19 protein-coding genes are annotated in these 16,813 nt (G+C 55.2%); 10 read left to right on the forward strand and 9 right to left on the reverse strand.

Translation table 11 applies throughout. The annotated features are described in order from the left end of the window. Positions 1 to 653, forward strand: a 653-nt coding sequence (locus ACTG34_RS02265) for a TlpA family protein disulfide reductase (RefSeq protein ID WP_439103418.1), incomplete at its 5' end; no start/stop codon positions are given. An 18-nt stretch (positions 654 to 671) separates the two neighbouring features. Here the strand turns inward: ACTG34_RS02265 and ACTG34_RS02270 are convergent. Further along, positions 672 to 1,985 (reverse strand): PAS domain-containing protein, encoded by a 1,314-nt coding sequence (locus ACTG34_RS02270; RefSeq protein WP_439103419.1) that lies wholly within the window; start codon positions 1,983 to 1,985, stop codon positions 672 to 674. A gap of 301 nt (positions 1,986 to 2,286) precedes the next feature. Between ACTG34_RS02270 and ACTG34_RS02275 the strand changes: the two genes are divergently transcribed. The 4 genes from ACTG34_RS02275 (at position 2,287) to yddG (ending at position 6,423) form a co-directional block, all read left to right on the forward strand. Next, on the forward strand, positions 2,287 to 3,111 hold the full coding sequence (locus ACTG34_RS02275; protein ID WP_439103420.1) for an EAL domain-containing protein: 825 nt from the start codon (positions 2,287 to 2,289) through the stop codon (positions 3,109 to 3,111). Between the two features lie 169 nt (positions 3,112 to 3,280). Continuing rightward, positions 3,281 to 4,456: an acetyl-CoA C-acetyltransferase gene (locus tag ACTG34_RS02280; protein ID WP_062216884.1), complete on the forward strand. Its 1,176-nt coding sequence runs from the start codon at positions 3,281 to 3,283 to the stop codon at positions 4,454 to 4,456. A gap of 282 nt (positions 4,457 to 4,738) precedes the next feature. Further along, positions 4,739 to 5,461 carry an acetoacetyl-CoA reductase gene (gene phbB / locus ACTG34_RS02285; protein ID WP_439103421.1) on the forward strand — a complete coding sequence of 241 codons (723 nt, stop codon included), beginning with the start codon at positions 4,739 to 4,741 and terminating at the stop codon, positions 5,459 to 5,461. Between the two features lie 98 nt (positions 5,462 to 5,559). Continuing rightward, entirely contained in the window at positions 5,560 to 6,423 is an 864-nt protein-coding gene (yddG, locus tag ACTG34_RS02290) for an aromatic amino acid exporter YddG (protein ID WP_439103422.1), read from the forward strand. Between the two features lie 27 nt (positions 6,424 to 6,450). On the opposite strand, the gene ACTG34_RS02295 is transcribed toward yddG, so the two are convergent. From ACTG34_RS02295 to ACTG34_RS02305, 3 genes are all read right to left on the reverse strand, one after another. Then, positions 6,451 to 6,618 carry a YdcH family protein gene (locus ACTG34_RS02295; RefSeq protein ID WP_074906100.1) on the reverse strand — a complete coding sequence of 56 codons (168 nt, stop codon included), beginning with the start codon at positions 6,616 to 6,618 and terminating at the stop codon, positions 6,451 to 6,453. 195 nt (positions 6,619 to 6,813) lie between these two features. Next, positions 6,814 to 7,518: a tRNA1(Val) (adenine(37)-N6)-methyltransferase gene (locus ACTG34_RS02300; RefSeq protein WP_439103423.1), complete on the reverse strand. Its 705-nt coding sequence runs from the start codon at positions 7,516 to 7,518 to the stop codon at positions 6,814 to 6,816. 50 nt (positions 7,519 to 7,568) lie between these two features. Beyond that, positions 7,569 to 7,787, reverse strand: coding sequence for a putative signal transducing protein (locus ACTG34_RS02305; RefSeq protein ID WP_062216896.1), 219 nt, complete (start codon positions 7,785 to 7,787; stop codon positions 7,569 to 7,571). Between the two features lie 124 nt (positions 7,788 to 7,911). Between ACTG34_RS02305 and ACTG34_RS02310 the strand changes: the two genes are divergently transcribed. Beyond that, the gene (locus ACTG34_RS02310) at positions 7,912 to 8,865 is read left to right on the forward strand and encodes a polyprenyl synthetase family protein (protein WP_439103449.1); all 954 of its coding nucleotides are present in this window, start codon (positions 7,912 to 7,914) and stop codon (positions 8,863 to 8,865) included. Positions 8,866 to 8,897: 32 nt separating this feature from the next. Here the strand turns inward: ACTG34_RS02310 and ACTG34_RS02315 are convergent, their stop codons facing one another. The 3 genes from ACTG34_RS02315 to ACTG34_RS02325 form a co-directional block, all read right to left on the reverse strand. Beyond that, the gene (locus ACTG34_RS02315; RefSeq protein WP_439103424.1) at positions 8,898 to 9,728 is read right to left on the reverse strand and encodes a 4-(cytidine 5'-diphospho)-2-C-methyl-D-erythritol kinase; all 831 of its coding nucleotides are present in this window, start codon (positions 9,726 to 9,728) and stop codon (positions 8,898 to 8,900) included. Further along, the gene (locus ACTG34_RS02320) at positions 9,718 to 11,424 is read right to left on the reverse strand and encodes a tetratricopeptide repeat protein (RefSeq protein WP_439103425.1); all 1,707 of its coding nucleotides are present in this window, start codon (positions 11,422 to 11,424) and stop codon (positions 9,718 to 9,720) included. The genes ACTG34_RS02315 and ACTG34_RS02320 overlap by 11 nt, the downstream gene beginning before the upstream one ends. Positions 11,425 to 11,544: 120 nt before the next feature. Continuing rightward, a complete protein-coding gene (locus ACTG34_RS02325) occupies positions 11,545 to 13,197 on the reverse strand; it encodes a 4Fe-4S dicluster domain-containing protein (RefSeq protein ID WP_439103426.1) in 1,653 nt (550 codons plus the stop codon). A 255-nt stretch (positions 13,198 to 13,452) separates the two neighbouring features. On the opposite strand from ACTG34_RS02325, the gene greA reads away from it, so the two are divergent. From greA to ACTG34_RS02345, 4 genes are read left to right on the forward strand one after another with little or no spacing between them, the layout of a single operon-like run. Further along, the gene (greA, locus tag ACTG34_RS02330) at positions 13,453 to 13,923 is read left to right on the forward strand and encodes a transcription elongation factor GreA (protein ID WP_062216911.1); all 471 of its coding nucleotides are present in this window, start codon (positions 13,453 to 13,455) and stop codon (positions 13,921 to 13,923) included. Positions 13,924 to 13,955: 32 nt separating this feature from the next. Then, positions 13,956 to 14,969, forward strand: a complete 1,014-nt coding sequence (locus ACTG34_RS02335; RefSeq protein WP_439103427.1) for a hypothetical protein — start codon at positions 13,956 to 13,958, stop codon at positions 14,967 to 14,969. A gap of 4 nt (positions 14,970 to 14,973) precedes the next feature. Further along, on the forward strand, positions 14,974 to 15,687 hold the full coding sequence (locus ACTG34_RS02340; RefSeq protein WP_439103428.1) for an AzlC family ABC transporter permease: 714 nt from the start codon (positions 14,974 to 14,976) through the stop codon (positions 15,685 to 15,687). Further along, entirely contained in the window at positions 15,687 to 16,010 is a 324-nt protein-coding gene (locus tag ACTG34_RS02345; protein WP_439103429.1) for an AzlD domain-containing protein, read from the forward strand. Before ACTG34_RS02340 ends, ACTG34_RS02345 begins: the two co-directional genes overlap by 1 nt. Here the strand turns inward: ACTG34_RS02345 and ACTG34_RS02350 are convergent. Both ACTG34_RS02350 and ACTG34_RS02355 read right to left on the reverse strand, forming a co-directional pair. Then, positions 15,999 to 16,637, reverse strand: coding sequence for a hypothetical protein (locus tag ACTG34_RS02350; protein ID WP_439103430.1), 639 nt, complete (start codon positions 16,635 to 16,637; stop codon positions 15,999 to 16,001). The two genes, ACTG34_RS02345 and ACTG34_RS02350, sit on opposite strands and share 12 nt — an antisense overlap. A gap of 36 nt (positions 16,638 to 16,673) precedes the next feature. Beyond that, positions 16,674 to 16,808: an aa3-type cytochrome c oxidase subunit IV gene (locus ACTG34_RS02355; RefSeq protein WP_439103450.1), complete on the reverse strand. Its 135-nt coding sequence runs from the start codon at positions 16,806 to 16,808 to the stop codon at positions 16,674 to 16,676. Between the last annotated feature and the right edge of the window lie 5 nt (positions 16,809 to 16,813).

Consider the following 16,813-nt stretch of genomic DNA (forward strand, 5'->3'; position numbering starts at 1 on the left):
CGGCAAACCGTCCGCCCCACATCGCATTGGATTTTTTGTCACTCATGGATCTGTCCCGCATGTTGAAAACTTCTCTTACAGCCACCCTTTATACGGCCCTGAGCCTGTCTGCAATTGCTGCGCAGGGTGCAGATGCGGTGGATATCGCGGCGTTGCGGGCGGACAGTATGAAAAAGCTTGTTGTGCACGCGGAACCAAAAGACACGCCGAGCACGCCGTTCATGCTTCAAAACGGAGAGGAGATGACGCTTGCGGGTCTTTCGGATGACATAAAGGTCGTGAACTTTTGGGCAACATGGTGTGCGCCGTGCCGCAAAGAGATGCCTGCACTTGATGCCTTGGCAAAAGAGTTTGCGCCCATGGGCTTATCGGTTGTTCCCATCGCGACAGGCCATAACCCCATACCCGCGATTGAGCGGTTTTTCGGGGACGCAGGGATCGAAAGCATCGACTACGCACTCGACCCCAAAAGCAAACTAGCGCGTGATATGAGTGTCCTTGGCCTCCCCGTCACGGTTATCTTGGACCAACAAGGCCGTGAGATTGCCCGCCTCACCGGCGATGCCGACTGGCATTCACAATCCGCACGCGACATTGTTTCGGCGTTGCTTGGGCAACTCACAGGTCATGAGGAACCAATGACCCAAAACTAGAACATAATGTCCCACATATCACCGTCCCCCAACCGCGCGACGGTGCATGATGCCTGTGCTATGCTTGGGCGAAAAGGTGCTGTTGAATGGACTCTCAAGAGCGCGTTCGACAAGATCCTTACCGTCCTCGGCTTGCTCCATGATCTTTTCGAGCGTGTTATCAATCTCGACATGGAACCTATCAAGTTGGTTGATGACGGGCGTAAGCGACGCGGAATGTACGCCCAAACGCCCCGCCTCCACCCGGCAAAGAACCCGAATAGAATCTAGACCCGTTACCAGTTGCTTTAGGTCTTTGGCCGATCGCCGCAACTGCGTCACATCGCGAAACACCGACGCAAGAACCTCTGCGGTTGTTTTGGAATACCCATCGACCAAGGATGTCAAAACATCCACCTCCTGCTCAAAGCCGCCTCGCTCATCGCCAGAGCCAAGCGTCTCTCGTGCAGTCTCGCGCACCTCACGCTGGATGCGCGATGCGGCGACCATAAACAGTGCCTGATCAATCCGTCCCGAAATGGAGTCCAACAAACTGCGTTTTCCGCCATCGGACAAAAACGCACCTAGATGGTCCGTGACTTCGTTCGACATCAAACGGTAGTTTTGCGAAATCGCCGAAATTGGGCCACCGGCCGGCTCCAAACGGGACGCAACAATGCGCATATTTGACGGGATTCCCCGAATGGCCTCAAATGCCTGAAACAGCTTTTTTTGATTGCTTTCAATCTCTTTTACCACGGGCAAAAGGCGGCGTAGACATCGCGCGCGTTCATCTTCGCCACGCCCCAACGCACTGTCACGGGCCATGGTCTCATGCGCGATAGCATACGCACTAAAAGCCTCATAGTTCGCGAAACCCAGCCCGAGCAGCCTCTCGCCAATGCGCTGCGCACTCTGCGCGGGGGTCAATCCTTCGTCGCGCTCGGCACTCAAGGCCGCTGCGTATTCGGCAACAACAGTCTCAAACACCTGCGCGGTGGGTTTGAGCCGCACAGAAACATATCCGCCCGGGATCGGCGAAATGATCGCATAAACCCAATAGTATCGTCCATCTTTTGTACGGTTTTTGACGTAGGCTCCCGCTGGAACCCCCGTTTGGATGCGTGTCCAAAGAATATGGAAAATGCCTTTGGGCATATCACTATGGCGCACAACCTTATGTGGCGCGCCCACCAGCTCGTCCCAGTCAAAGCCGGAAATGCGTCGAAAAACGGCGTTGCCCGCAGCGATCACTCCGCGCTCGTCGGTGCGCGAGAAGAACAACTCATCCATCGCAAAAGCGACATCTTCCGTCTTTCGTGCAAACTCGGACGCTGTAGTCTGTATGTTCATTCTTCACCTTACTGGCTCTCAATGCGGCCGCAATTTGGGCCAACACTCAATCTTTTCGCATAAAACCACCTGCGACTTTCGATTTGGTTAAGGCGCACCCTGCTTCACCTATTTCAGGGTGATTTGCTTAAACTTCTCTACGTTTGGTCCGAAATTCAGAAGTATCGTTCAAAATCAATGCGTTGTAGATTTTAGACAAACCTATGGCAAATCCAGCATTTTACCCGCTGTTAGCTCTCTTGGATACAAAGTGAACGCTAGACCCAATAGAGAAACAACTCACCCAAAAGGGACCGTGCCCATGATCGAGTCTTACATGCAGAGCGAGATGGATTCTCCGCTGACGGCCGCAGTCGCTGAGCGCGATAAAAACACGCTGCAAATGGTGCGCGATGCGATCCGCAAGAAACAGGTCCTCTTGGCGTTCCAACCCATTGTTCAGGCCGCACGACCCGACAGACCTGCCTTTTGGGAGGGATTGATCCGTGTGCTAGACGACAATGGTCGCGTCATCCCGGCCCGCGAATTTATCCACACGGCGGAAACCTCCGAAATGGGTCGCGTTCTCGACTGCCTCGCGCTCGAATACGGGCTTGCAACGCTTCGCGAAAACCCTGACCTGCGTCTTTCAATCAACATGTCGGCGCGCTCCATCGGCTACCCGAGGTGGATGGAAACGCTCAAACGTGGCTTGGAGCGCGACCCCACAGGCGGTGAACGCCTGATCTTGGAGATTACCGAAAGCTCCGCAATCGTTATGCCCGACCTCGTCACGGTTTTCATGCAACAGCAACAAGATCGCGGTATTTCTTTTGCTCTTGATGACTTCGGCGCGGGCTACACCTCATTTCGGTATCTGCGCGACTTCTACTTTGACATGATCAAAATCGACTCGACGTTCATTCGCGGGATTGCACAGAACCCAGACAATCAGGTGCTTACCGCTTCGCTCATTTCCGTGGCACAGCATTTTGACATGTTTACCGTCGCCGAATTTGTCGAAACCCAAGAGGATGCGGCCTATCTCGTCGACGCGGGAATCGATTGTATGCAAGGTCACTATTTTGGCGCGGCTACGATTGACCCCCCTTGGGTCCGTCAATCCAATCAAAAAATCGCTGTGTAACTGCGATTTCATAACGTTTTGCGCTAACAAACCCAGAGCATGGCATCGTTACAGTTGATTATGATGCACGCGCAGCATACACCTTTTGCACGGGAGAGGCGCAACATTGTTGCAAATTCATTGCCCATTGGGCAATCTCCCTGAACACCAATTGGGAGAGAGTGCCACCATGACCAATGTCGTTATCGCATCAGCCGCACGCACGGCTGTCGGAAGTTTCTCGGGCGCTTTTGCCGCCACCCCCGCGCATGATCTCGGCGCCGCTGTGCTTGAGGCGCTCGTCGCACGCGCAGGCATCGAAAAGGGCGAAGTCAGCGAGACTATTCTGGGTCAGGTTTTGACCGCTGGCCAAGGCCAAAACCCCGCCCGCCAAGCTCACATTAACGCCGGACTTCCCATTGAATCCGCCGCATGGAGCATAAACCAAGTTTGTGGCTCCGGCTTGCGCACTGTCGCACTTGGCGCCCAACACATCATGCTTGGCGATGCCGACATCATCTGTGCGGGCGGTCAAGAAAACATGTCCCTATCCCCCCATGTCGCGTACCTGCGAGCGGGTCAGAAAATGGGCGATATGCAAATGATCGACTGCATGATCAAAGACGGATTGTGGGATGCGTTCAACGGCTACCACATGGGCACTACGGCCGAAAACGTCGCCAAACAGTGGGATATTACACGCGATATGCAAGACGCATTTGCGCTCGCCTCACAAAACAAGGCCGAAGCCGCACAACTTGCGGGCAAATTCGACGATGAGGTTATTCCGTTCACCGTCAAAACCCGCCGCTCCGAAACGGTTATCGATAAAGACGAATACATTCGTCACGGTGCAACCCTTGAAAGCCTGCAAAAACTGCGCCCTGCGTTTGACCGCGAAGGCTCGGTGACGGCAGGCAACGCCTCTGGCCTCAATGATGGTGCCGCGGGTGTCTTGCTTATGTCCGCCGAGAACGCGGCAAAGCGCGGTATTCAACCAATGGCCCGCATCGCATCCTATGCCACCGCTGGCCTCGACCCGTCCATCATGGGTGTCGGGCCGATTCATGCCTCGAAAAAAGCACTGGCAAAAGCGGGTTGGAAAGCCTCCGACCTTGATCTCGTGGAAGCCAACGAAGCCTTCGCCGCACAGGCTTGCGCCGTAAACAAAGACATGGATTGGGATCCCGCCGTGGTCAACGTCAACGGCGGCGCAATCGCTATTGGCCACCCGATTGGCGCCTCCGGAGCGCGCATCCTCAACACATTGCTGTTTGAAATGATCCGCCGTGACGCCAAAAAAGGCCTCGCCACACTGTGTATCGGTGGCGGAATGGGCGTTGCACTCTGCGTTGAGCGCGACTGATTTCTTTCACATCGACGAGACTAAGGGGCGCCGAGAGGTGCCCCTTTTTTATTTGCACGCCTAAAGCGTCTGTTTTCCAAAATAGCGCTTGCTTATTCATAGCTTACGCCTTGTCATAGAGCGACACGATGGGGGAATCCAATACACTGATAGCAGGTAGCGCAACGAAACCTCATACTGCATGCGCAGAATTTACGCCATGCGTAAGGGTAATTTTGTTGCTAATTGTTTGCATTTTGGATAACAACATTGCCAAATGAAATATGATAGGGAGGAGATATCATGTCCAGAGTTGCACTTGTTACGGGTGGATCGCGCGGTATCGGCGCGGCAATCGCCAAAGAACTGAAAGACAAGGGGTATACCGTTGCCGCGTCCTACGCCGGCAACGATGATGCCGCATCCGCATTTACCGACGAGACAGGCATCAAAACCTACAAATGGAACGTTGCCGATTATGACGCCTCAAAGGCGGGCATCGAACAAGTCGAATCCGACCTCGGCCCCATCGACATCGTCGTCGCAAACGCTGGCATCACCCGCGATGCGCCATTCCACAAAATGACGCCGCAGCAATGGCAAGAGGTGATCGATACCAACCTCACGGGCGTATTCAACACCGTTCACCCCGTTTGGCCCGGCATGCGTGAGCGCAAATTCGGCCGCGTGATCGTCATTTCCTCGATCAACGGTCAAAAAGGTCAGTTCGCACAAGTGAACTATGCCGCGACCAAAGCGGGCGATCTGGGCATCGTGAAATCACTGGCCCAAGAGGGCGCGCGCGCCGGCATTACCGCCAACGCCATTTGCCCGGGCTACATTGCGACCGAAATGGTCATGGCCGTGCCCGAGAAAGTACGCGATTCCATTATTGGCCAGATCCCTACGGGACGCTTGGGCGAGCCTGAAGAGATCGCACGTTGCGTGGCCTTCCTCGCGTCCGACGATGCGGGCTTCATCAACGGATCAACGATTTCGGCTAACGGCGCGCAATTCTTCGTCTAATCCATGCTTGAACAGTTTGATTGAGGCCGTCTTTCGGGGCGGCCTTTTTCATTGTCGTTTTACCTTGCGCGCCCAAATCAATCGGGCTTAATGCGCCGATGTCGAAAACCACAGCCACACTCATCGGGTTCGTTGCCGTCTTGCTCTGGGCGCTTTTAGCGCTGTTTACCGTTGGCGCATACGAAATCCCGCCTCTCCAACTCAATGCCGTTTGCTTTGCCATTGGCGGCGCAATTGGCGTTGTCTGGACGACGGTTAGCAACAGATGGGGCGAACTGCGTGGTGTTCCGGTCTCCGTTTATGCCTTTGGGACTGTTGGCCTATTTGGCTACCACTTTCTCTATTTCTCAGCCCTACGCGCGGCACCGCCCGCCGAAGCGGGCCTTATCGCCTATCTTTGGCCGCTCTTGATTGTGCTCTTTTCGGGCTTTTTACCTGGAGAACGGCTACGCCCGCTGCATTTGATCGGTGCGGGCATTTCCTTTGTCGGTGCCGCGCTGATCGTCGCCCAAGGCGCGGTCTTTTCAGGGGCACACGGGCTTGGATATCTCTTGGCTGCGGGCTGCGCATTGACATGGTCAAGCTATTCCGTCCTCTCGCGCCGAATGGGCGATGTGTCGAGCATGGTTGTTACCATCTTTTGCCTTACCACGGCTGCCCTATCATTGGTCGCCCACCTCGCCCTTGAGCAAACTATATGGCCCTCGTCCTCCTATGGATGGGCCAGCATGATCGCATTGGGCGTAGGTCCCGTTGGCGCAGCCTTCTATGTCTGGGATATCGGGGTCAAACGCGGAAATATACAACTCTTGGGCACCGCATCCTATGCAGCACCACTCTTGTCGACCATGGTTTTAATACTTGCAGGAATTGCAGAACCGCGCACGACACTGGTTTTGTCAGCAGTATTGATCACACTCGGTGCTGGAATGGCGGCTTATGCCAGTCGCCATTCCCAATAGTGTGCGTTGAGATCGCCTCAGTCGCAATTAGGTCGTGGAGAGACGTGAAATCTCTTCTTTGAGGCGTAGCTTTTTCTTCTTGAGATCCGTAATTCGAACTTCGTCGGCACTTGGCGCGCGTTGCGCAGCTTCCACAGCCTCCGATAGGGTTTGGTGTTTTCGCTTCAATTCTTCCAGGTGGGAACTCAAACTCATTTTGTCTCCTCTCACTGTAAAACGTCTATGTAAACCTCAGCTCTATGTAAAAGCTGTGTAACAATCTCAACATAGAAATTGAGTCGTGTCACGGGATTGATTTGTAACTATGTGACTGGTTCACGATGGCACGCGAAATATTGCCAATAGATTAAACGAAAATCGGAAATATTGAACCAATCGTGTGTTTTTTGCTCAACTCAAGGCAAGCGGATGCCCATTGCGCAAAATATCGCTCACCTGCTGCGTATAACTGTCTTCGTCCCGTTCATGCTGTGCGCCTTTGTGCATTACCAAAGGCGGCAAAAGACAAAAATCGGCCCGCCCGCCTTTTCGCGCCTGCACGATAACCAACTGCGCAGGACGCGACAGACGCGGGTGCACGGGCAAAACGCGCACCGACCCTAACCGCCCCGTGAGGGCATTGAGCAAATCAGCAAGTCGATCGGCCTTTTGGATCATCGTCAGATAGCCCTTTGGCGCGAGGCGGCGCGCCGCCACATCCACCCAATCCTCCAATGGCGTATCACCGCCAAGCGCCACATCACGCCCCGCATCATGTGCAGGTGTGGACGCCGCGCGCCGGTAATAAGGCGGATTGGCGATGACGTGATCAAAATTCTGCGCCTTGATCTGCGTGGGCAAGGCGCGAATGTCGGCGTCAACGATCTCCATCTGCGCGCCATTCCCATGGGCATTGCGCCGCGCTAGATCGGCGTAGGCCGCTTGTAGTTCGACCCCTACAAACGACAGGCCAGAAATACGCGCATTCAAACACAATGACGCGGCCCCTGCCCCACATCCCAATTCCAAAACACGTTGGCCCGCTTTGGCGTCCACCGCTGCCGCAAGCAAAACCGGATCAACCCCCGCGCGGTATCCATGTTTCGGCTGGAGCATACGCATGCGGCCGCCCAAAAAATCGTCACAGGTCTCATCTGGCGCTGGGATCACGCGTTTTCCAACTCGAAACCGTTGTCTGTCAAAATCGCACGCGCGATAAAGAGGTCTTGATCACGCACCATCAAACGGCGCGGCAATATGCCTATCGATCCATCAAGAACGCTCATATGGACGTCCATTTCAAAGCAAGCTATATCCTCACTCGAAAGCAACGCCTGAGCGAAAGCAATCTGTGTTGGATCATTGGTGCGAAGCAATTGTTTCATGCGTCAATGTAATGTCAGACGGTTGCAAATGTCGAGCGGCTGACGCAGATGTAGCGCAACCAACGAAAGATGGAGCCAGAAGGGTTTGGATAAGGTCGTAGAAAAACCGCACGAACGTTTGGCCATGCATCTTGCGCCTGAACTCTTGGATGTGAACACGTTAATCCGTGATCGTATGGCGTCCAAACATGCGCCCCGCATTCCCGAAGTCACGGCGCATTTGGTGGAGGCTGGCGGTAAACGTCTACGGCCTATGCTAACGCTCGCATCGGCAAAGCTATGTGGCTATGACGGCCCCTACCACATTCACCTCGCCGCAACGGTTGAGTTCATTCACACCGCGACCCTGCTTCACGATGATGTCGTCGATGAAAGCGCCCAACGCCGTGGGCGCCCCACCGCGAACCTGTTGTGGGACAACAAATCCTCCGTCCTTGTGGGGGATTACTTGTTTGCGCGCGCGTTTCAGTTGATGACCGATAGCGAAAACATGCGCGTTTTACGCATCTTGTCGAACGCTGCCGCCACCATTGCCGAAGGCGAAGTTCTACAACTGACAGCCGCACAAGACCTCAAAACCAGCGAAGAGATTTACCTCCAAGTTGTACGTGGCAAAACCGCGGCCTTGTTCTCTGCCGCCACGGAAGTCGGCGGCGTTTTGGCCGGCTCCGACGAGAGCATCATTCAGGGGCTGTTCGATTACGGAGACGCGCTTGGTATCTCTTTCCAAATCGTCGACGACCTATTGGATTACTGGGGCTCGGACAAAACCGGCAAGAACATCGGCGATGACTTTCGCGAACGCAAAATGTCGCTTCCATTGATCAAAGCCGTGGCAAAAGCCGATGAGACCGAGCGCGCCTTTTGGGTCCGCACGATTGAAAAAGGCAAGCAAGAGGATGGTGACCTAGAGCACGCCATTGGCCTTTTGACCAAACATGGCGCATTGGAAGACACCCGTCAGGTTGCAATCGAATGGGCCGACAAAGCCAAAGCGGCCCTTGGCAAAGTGCCCCAAGGCGACATTCGTGATATGCTATCCGATATTGCCGATTACGTGGTCGAACGCCTGCGCTAAATCATACGACACGCGGATCTGGCGGGCGCAAATCAGGCGGGCAAAGTGCTCGCAGGTTTGACCCACCACCACGGATTGCCATGCGCCAGTTGCGCCGCCGCGGCCTCGGCCTCTTCACGGCGCTCAAACACGGCAAAGCACGTTGCACCTGATCCCGACATGCGTGTCGCCAGAACATTGGGCAAAAGCGCCAAAGCCGTGAGAACAGCCGCAATTTCCGGCATGACCTTCACAGCGGGGCGTTGCAAATCGTTGCGCTGCGTTGTGAGCCAGTCGGCAAAGGCAACCCCGTCAGGCCAGTCTGGCAATACCTCTGGCATCGGGGCATTGTCTTTAGCCTCTAACCTCTTGAACACTTCAGGCGTGGAAACCGCAACGCGCGGGTTCACCAAAACCATATGTAATGCGGGCAAATTGACCCGCTGAACATCCTCACCAATACCACGCATGCGCATCGGTTTTGCGGCCAAACATACCGGAACATCTGCGCCTAGGCGCAACGCCTGCGCGGGGGTCACGGGAGATGCTCCCAAACGTGCCGCCGCTTTCAGGGTCGCGGCCGCATCCGTTGACCCACCGCCAATGCCCGACGAGGGCGGTAAGCGCTTATCCAACCCGAGTTGCATGTGCAATCCGGAAATCTGCGCCGCTTTCATCACGAGGTTCGTTGCGTCCGTCGGCACGCCATCCGCAAACGGACCCGTCACAATCAAGCTGCTTTGATCGGCGCGCTGCGCTGTGATCTGATCTCCAATATCCACAAAGGCCACAAGACTGTCGAGCAAATGATACCCGTCTGCGCGCTGCCCCGTGACATGCAATGTAAGGTTGATCTTTGCGGGGGCGAATATTTTAACCGTCATTGAGAGGACGTGTAGGCTCTGCGCCTTCTTGAATCAAAACGCGGTCCAAACCGATATCCAGCTTGAGACGAATGCGATCGGCCTCGACCTCTTCGGGGTCGAACGACAAGGCACGACGCCACTGAAAGCGCGCCTCGCGCTCGCGGCCAACGGCCCAATAGACATCCCCCAAATGATCATTGACGATCGGATCGGTTGACATCAACGCGGCCGCTTTCTCCATCGGAGCGACCGCCTCGTCATAGCGGCGCAAACGGTACAACCCCCATGCAAGGCTGTCGGTGATATATCCGTCATTTGGCCGCGCCTCTGACGCCTGACGGATCATATCCATCGCCTCATCCAAATTGACGTTCAATTCCAAAAACGAATACCCCAGATAGTTGAGCACCGAGGGTTGGCCCGGCTCCAACTCAAGGGCTTTGCGCAAATCAGCCTCGGACTCCGCCCACATATCAAGCTGTTCATGAGCAATCCCACGGGTGAAAAATAACGGCCATTGCGCACGCGTTGGTGTCTCGAACAGGTCAATTGCCCGCGTATACACTTTAATCGCGCCAGCATTGTCCTCGGCGCGGCGCAATGCATCGCCATACGAAATAAGGACATCTGCCCGCTCTGGGTGCGCCTCAGCCAGTTGACGCAGCACGTCCATTTCAGCGTCTTCACGCCCCGCATTGCGCAAGGTTTCCGCACGCCCCAACTCGGTCAGGTGAGAATTCGGATCATCACTTGGCAAACTATCATAGACCTCGGCCGCAAGATCGAAGTTGCCCAAGGCATTCAAAAGCTCGCCCGTCAAAAGAACATATTGCGCCCGTTCGGGGCGTAACTCCAACGCGATACGCGCATAGAGCAACGTGTAGGCATTGCTCGGGCCACCCGACAATGCTGCGGCGATCTCGTAAAAGACATTGGCAAACCCATCGGTAGCCGTTGTCACCTCAACGAATGGCACCGCCTCGCCCGCTCGCAACGCGTCGGCCAATTCGTCCAACTCAACATCACCCACACCATCAAAGAATGCATTATACAGAGCCAATGCCTCGTCATTGCGTTCAAGCTGGCTTAGCATCTGCATACGCGCGACCAAGGCATCACGGGTCTCTGGCGCGCTTTCATCCGACAAAAGTGCTTCGCCGCTTTCGAAATCACCTACCATCGCGTAAGCCATTGCCTTGTTGAACGGTCCAAAAAACTCGGAGGCTTGTCCTTTGCGTGTTGCCGCGTCAAAGGCCTCGACCGCCGCGCCTATGTCGCCCTTACCAACAAGAGCCCAAGCCCGCATAAACCCGTCAACCACCGATGAGATGGATTGCCCCGCATCAAGGGCCGAGATGACGCCATCGAAATCGCCCGCGTTCACACGCAAGGCAAAGGACGCCATGGCCGCAATCTGATTGCCTGGATCGACACTTTCCAAAACGGCTGCGTAGCCCTTGATCCCGTCAAAATCTCCGCGTGCTATGCTTGCCGACACCACCGCCTCAAGAAGAGCAACATCTTTGGGTGCTTCCACCAAGGCGGCTGTCGCGTACTGCGCCAATTCTTCAAAGTTGTTATCAAACGTGGCTTGTCGAGAGGCGAGGTAGGCACCTGCATCCGCATAGACCGGCGCAACACTGACGGCTCCTAGGCCCACGCTAAATGCGGCGGTACTCAAGGCTCGGATCAAAAACGAAGCGCGTATCGGCACGGGGCGGTCTCCTTGTATGAACGTGGTTCAACAGTAGCGATCCACCCTGACCACCGCAACGCAAACGGGAGCCAAATCCGGCTCCCGTTCCAATCGTCTTAGACACGATCGTGTGACAACTCACATATTGCCGTAGTTTGGCCCATCGCCCCCTTGGGGGACAGTCCACGTGATGTTCTGGCTGGCCTCTTTGATATCGCAGGTTTTGCAATGCACACAGTTTTGGAAGTTGACGACGAATTTGGGATCGCTGCCCGCTTCGCCGACATATTCGTACACGCCCGCAGGGCAATAACGCGCGGACGGGCCGCCATACACGGCATAGTCCACATCCAACGCCACACTTGGGTCTTTAAGACGAAGATGTGACGGCTGGCTTTCCTCATGGTTCGTCGCGGCAAATGACACGTTGGTCAAACGATCAAACGACAAAACACCATCGGGCTTGGGGTAGTCGATCATCGGATAGTCAGCGGCCTTTCCCGTAGCCTCCGCATCGGTTTTACCGTGCTTGAGCGTCCCGAACAGCGACACGCCAAAGAGAGTGTTGGTCCACATGTCAAATCCGCCCAGCGCCAGTGAGGCGGACAGACCGAATTTCGACCAAAGCGGCTTTACATTGCGAACCCGCTTGAGGTCTTTGGCCACGGCACCGGTCCGCAACTCCGTCTCGTAGGCCTCCAACGTATCCCCCGAACGCCCCTCTTTGAGCGCCGCAATCACGGCCTCGGCGGCAGCTTTGCCAGAGAGCATCGCGTTATGGTTGCCCTTGATGCGCGGCACATTGACGAGACCCACAGAACAGCCAAGCAAAGCCCCCCCCGGAAACGCCGATTTAGGCATAGATTGATATCCGCCCTCGGAAATCGCGCGCGCGCCATATGCCACACGTTTGCCGCCCTTGAGCAGATCGGCCACCATCGGGTGATGCTTGAACTGCTGAAACTCCATGTAAGGGAACAGGTTAGGGTTTTTATAGTTCAGGTGGACGACAAACCCGATGAAAACCTGATTGTTCTCTGCGTGATAAATGAATGCGCCACCGCCCGCTTTGCCACCCAATGGCCATCCCATCGTGTGCGTGACAGTGCCCTCTTTGTGCTTTTCGGGATCGATTTCCCAAACTTCTTTCATCCCAAGGCCGAACTTTTGCGGCTCGCGACCTTCGCAGAGATCGTATTTTGCAATCACTTCCTTGGCGAGTGATCCGCGCACGCCCTCGGACAAGAGCACGTATTTGCCGTGTAGCTCCATACCGGGTTCATAGCCCTCGGACGGCGTGCCATCAGGGTTCTTGCCAAATTCGCCTGCAACCACGCCTTTGACTTCGCCGGTGTCACCGTAGACAAGTTCGGAACACGCCATACCCGGGAAAATCTCGACACCCATCTCTTCGGCTTGTTCGGCCATCCAACGGCAAACATTGCCCATAGAGACGATGTAATTGCCATGATTGTTCATCAACGGCGGCATAGGGAAGTTAGGGATGCGAAGATGACCCGCTTCGCCAAGCATATAGAAATTGTCTTTCTTGACCTTGGTCTTGATCGGGGCGCCGCGCGTCTTCCAATCAGGCATCAACGCGTCAAGGCCACAAGGGTCCAGCACGGCGCCTGATAAAATATGAGCTCCGACTTCGGACCCTTTTTCCAAGACAACGATGTTCAAATCCGCGTCCAACTGCTTAAGGCGGATCGCCGCAGACAGGCCGGCAGGTCCAGCCCCCACAATCACGACGTCATATTCCATCGCTTCGCGCTCAATATTCGACATTATATTACTCCCTCAACTCGACGGCTCGTCGCGCCTTCCTAACCCCAACATAAGGGAATGGTCAATTTGATCCTACCGTTTCGCGGCGTCCAAACCAGCGAAAATGGAGCGTTTTTTGTCCCTTCGTCGCGGAATGAACACCCTACCTCTTGCATTTGGTCTATGAGTGCTGTTGTGGTGGTATAACAAAAGCAACAACCGACGCGGGAGGCCAACCGGCCGATCTCGCGTTTTTCGTATCTGAGAATGAGTGCCATGGAAAAAATCTTGACGACCCGTGCGGGTCACGTCGCAATGAGCGCCGAGTTGAAAAACCTTAAATCCGTTGAGCGCCCCGCGATCATTCAAGCGGTCGCCGAGGCGCGTGAGCACGGCGATCTATCGGAAAACGCCGAATATCATTCAGCGCGCGAAAAACACAGCTTCATCGAGGGACGGATCAAAGAACTCGAAGGCATCTTGTCCTTATCCGAAGTGATCGACCCGAAAACGCTGTCAGGCACCGTCAAATTCGGCGCGACCGTCACAATCGTGGACGAAGATACGGATGAGGAAAAAACCTTTCAGATCGTTGGTCAATATGAGGCCGATATCGAACGCGGATTGCTCAACATCCAATCACCTATTGCACGGGCATTGATCGGCAAAGAGGATGGCGACAGTGTGGCTGTGCGCACCCCCGGCGGTGACAAGAGCTATGAAATCCTAAAAGTCGAATTTATCTAAATTTCGTTCTCTAACTCCGCGTGGAGGCCATTTTGGCTGACGACAAGACCAAACCACATATTGAGCTGGGCGTGTATCAGCGTCCGGATGTTGACCAACGTGTCACCGCCACCGAGATAATCGCGGGCGTGCTGTCATTGGTCTGGCTTGTCATGACTGCGGGCTATTTTTTGATCGTTGATGGCGGTGCCGCGCAGACCTCGTTCGATAGCATTCGGTTCGTGATGATTCTCATCGCGATTTTTATGCCTGTCGCCATGATCTGGGTCGGTGCCTTGGCCGTGCGGGCGTCCACAACCATGCGCGACGAAAGCCGTCGTCTGCAAATCGCCATTTCCGCAATGCGTCAAAGCTATCTCGCACAACAACATAATAGCCCTGCCAATAGCTCCGTTGAAAAGAAACTCGAAGAGATTGCAGCCGCCCAACGCAAAACCGAAAGCACGCTCGCCACATTCACATCCGTGCGCCCCTCGGCAGCACCGGCGGAGGATCGTTTGGCGATTCCATCGCCCATGCGAATGGATGAACAGGCCTCACTCGCACTTGGCACCCCGTCCGAGGCGCTCGCACCGCCCTTGTCGGTCGCTGATTTCATCAAAGCCTTGAACTTTCCCGAGACGGCCGAGGACAAAGAGGGATTTCGCGCCCTGCGCCGTGCCTTGTCTGACCACAAAGTCAGCCAATTGGTCCATGCCGCCCAAGACATTCTCACCTTGCTTAGCCAAGACGGCATCTACATGGATGACCTCACACCGGACCGCGCACGGCCCGAAGTCTGGCGCAAATTCGCCAAAGGGGTGCGCGGATCGGCCGTAGCTCCTCTAGGTGGCGTTCGTGACCGCTCATCCTTAGCACTCGCCGCCGCACGCATGAAGCAAGACGCAATTTTCCGCGATGCCGTGCACCACTTCTTACGCAAATTTGATAAGACTCTGGCCGAATTTGAAGACTCGGCATCCGACGAAGAGATCTCGGCACTGTCTAACACACGGACCGCGCGTGCATTCATGTTGCTCGGGCGCGTCACGGGCACGTTCGACTAACCCCATGGCCTCACTCAACACATCACAGTTCAAACGTGGCATTTTTGACGGCCTGCCATTCCACTTGGTGCTTGTGCCATTTGGAGCCATTTTTGGCGTGATCGCCACCGAGGCCGGCCTGAACCTTGTTCAAGTTATGGGCTTTACGGTTCTTGTGATTGCAGGGGCCGCACAACTGACAGCCTTGCAATTGATGCTCGATAACGCGCCGACACTGGTTGTGATTGTAACCGCATTGGCCGTCAATCTTCGCATGGCGATGTATTCGGCGTCCCTCGTGCCGCACCTCGGCCCTGCGCCGTTCTGGATGCGCGCCTTGGCCGCCTATTTCCTGTTCGATCAACCCTACGCTCTGTCCTCAATTGCGTTCGAAAAAGAGCCGTCCCGCACCGCGATTGAAAAAGTCAGCTACTTTCTCGGCGTTGGCATCCCTTTGGCCATGTCGTGGTATGTCGCGACCTTGGCGGGGGCATTGCTTGGCGAGCGTATTCCGGCGCAAATGGGTGTCGATTTTGCGGTCCCCCTGACCTTTATCGCTGTGGTTGCCCCGATGATGCGAACCGTTGCACATGTTGCAACCGCCCTGACCTCGGTCGTCCTTGTTCTCGCCCTTAGCTTTATGCCCTATGGCTCCGGCTTACTGGTTGCGGCTCTCATCGCACTGTTTGTTGGCGCGCAGGTCGAGTTATGGGTAGAGAAGCGAAAGGCACGCACCTGATGGAAACTTCGACATCCCAGGTCTGGGTCATCATTGTCGTGCTCGGTATTTGCACCTATCTGATCCGCCTTTCCTTCATGGGATTGATCGGCGACCGCCCCTTGCCCGAATGGCTATTGCGGATGTTGCGCTACACCCCTGTCGCAGTCCTACCGGCTGTTGTGGCCCCTATGTTGCTTGGATCTGGAGCCCATAGCGGTGATGCTTTGCGTATTGGCGCCGCTCTCGCAACGCTCGTCGTGGGCCTGACGACCCGCAATGTTCTTTGGGCGATTGCCACAGGGTTCGGACTGTTCTTTGGAATGGGTGCACTACTGGGTTAAAGTCGCGATTAAATCGCCGCGCAACCGCAAATCAGGGGCTTGAATGAGACCCGTGTTGTCATCAGGCGAGTCGTCGCGGTGCATTTGCTCCACTGCCCCACGCGACGCGAAATACGCGGTCAGTTTCTTAGGGAACATCGTATTTTTCACATCTTCAAATCCCGGAAGACTGGCCAAGATGCTTGAAATACTGCGCGCACATTGTGCCTTTGGCACCGCACCGTAGCTTTGAATGCGCGCCAACGCAAATTCGGCAACCTGTGGCGAAACAAAAATGGTTTGCTCGATCACGTCAAACGTCTCGCGCGCATGATAGTCGATGTAGAATGCCACAGCCGCGTCGCTCATGCCGTAGACGACATCATTACGCTCTGGCAAATGCGGGTGTTTGAACGTTCCTGCAGGATCAAACATCGCACGCTGTGAGGGGGCATTGACCAAAAGGCCGGAGTGCGCGCCTGCGCCGCTGCGCTTACCGATCACGGTAAACAACGTCAAAGACGCCGATCCCCCGTCCACATAGCGCGCACGTGCCACTTCGGCTTCGCCAGCCCAACGCGGCTCGGCCGCACCACACGCGCTCAGAGCCAATAAGGCAAAAACCACCAAGAGCCGCGATAGCGTCATAAAAGTGATCCTTAACCTATTTGGCCAACCAAAAAATTAGCCGTTAAAAACAGCCAGAAAAACCAGAACTGCGATGGATGCGATTGCAACATACGCGGACCATTTAATGAACCCTGCGAATGCTTTTTCTTGAGTCGAAATATCCATTTCGCCGTGCTTGTGGTCAGCCATTGTGC

Source organism: Celeribacter marinus (assembly GCF_965656515.1).
GTDB lineage: Bacteria > Pseudomonadota > Alphaproteobacteria > Rhodobacterales > Rhodobacteraceae > Celeribacter > Celeribacter marinus_D.

Bases quoted from the DNA above. Each gene is read 5' to 3' on its own strand.
- ACTG34_RS02355 (WP_439103450.1), bottom strand. From the start codon at position 16,808: ATGGCTGACCACAAGCACGGCGAAATGGATATTTCGACTCAAGAAAAA.
- ACTG34_RS02350 (WP_439103430.1), bottom strand. From the start codon at position 16,637: ATGACGCTATCGCGGCTCTTGGTGGTTTTTGCCTTATTGGCTCTGAGC.
- ACTG34_RS02310 (WP_439103449.1), top strand. From the start codon at position 7,912: ATGCATCTTGCGCCTGAACTCTTGGATGTGAACACGTTAATCCGTGAT.
- phbB (WP_439103421.1), top strand. From the start codon at position 4,739: ATGTCCAGAGTTGCACTTGTTACGGGTGGATCGCGCGGTATCGGCGCG.
- ACTG34_RS02280 (WP_062216884.1), top strand. From the start codon at position 3,281: ATGACCAATGTCGTTATCGCATCAGCCGCACGCACGGCTGTCGGAAGT.
- ACTG34_RS02305 (WP_062216896.1), bottom strand. From the start codon at position 7,787: ATGAAACAATTGCTTCGCACCAATGATCCAACACAGATTGCTTTCGCT.
- ACTG34_RS02340 (WP_439103428.1), top strand. From the start codon at position 14,974: ATGGCCTCACTCAACACATCACAGTTCAAACGTGGCATTTTTGACGGC.
- ACTG34_RS02325 (WP_439103426.1), bottom strand. From the start codon at position 13,197: ATGTCGAATATTGAGCGCGAAGCGATGGAATATGACGTCGTGATTGTG.
- ACTG34_RS02270 (WP_439103419.1), bottom strand. From the start codon at position 1,985: ATGAACATACAGACTACAGCGTCCGAGTTTGCACGAAAGACGGAAGAT.
- ACTG34_RS02275 (WP_439103420.1), top strand. From the start codon at position 2,287: ATGATCGAGTCTTACATGCAGAGCGAGATGGATTCTCCGCTGACGGCC.
- ACTG34_RS02300 (WP_439103423.1), bottom strand. From the start codon at position 7,518: ATGCTCCAGCCGAAACATGGATACCGCGCGGGGGTTGATCCGGTTTTG.
- greA (WP_062216911.1), top strand. From the start codon at position 13,453: ATGGAAAAAATCTTGACGACCCGTGCGGGTCACGTCGCAATGAGCGCC.
- ACTG34_RS02345 (WP_439103429.1), top strand. From the start codon at position 15,687: ATGGAAACTTCGACATCCCAGGTCTGGGTCATCATTGTCGTGCTCGGT.
- ACTG34_RS02295 (WP_074906100.1), bottom strand. From the start codon at position 6,618: ATGAGTTTGAGTTCCCACCTGGAAGAATTGAAGCGAAAACACCAAACC.
- ACTG34_RS02315 (WP_439103424.1), bottom strand. From the start codon at position 9,728: ATGACGGTTAAAATATTCGCCCCCGCAAAGATCAACCTTACATTGCAT.
- yddG (WP_439103422.1), top strand. From the start codon at position 5,560: ATGTCGAAAACCACAGCCACACTCATCGGGTTCGTTGCCGTCTTGCTC.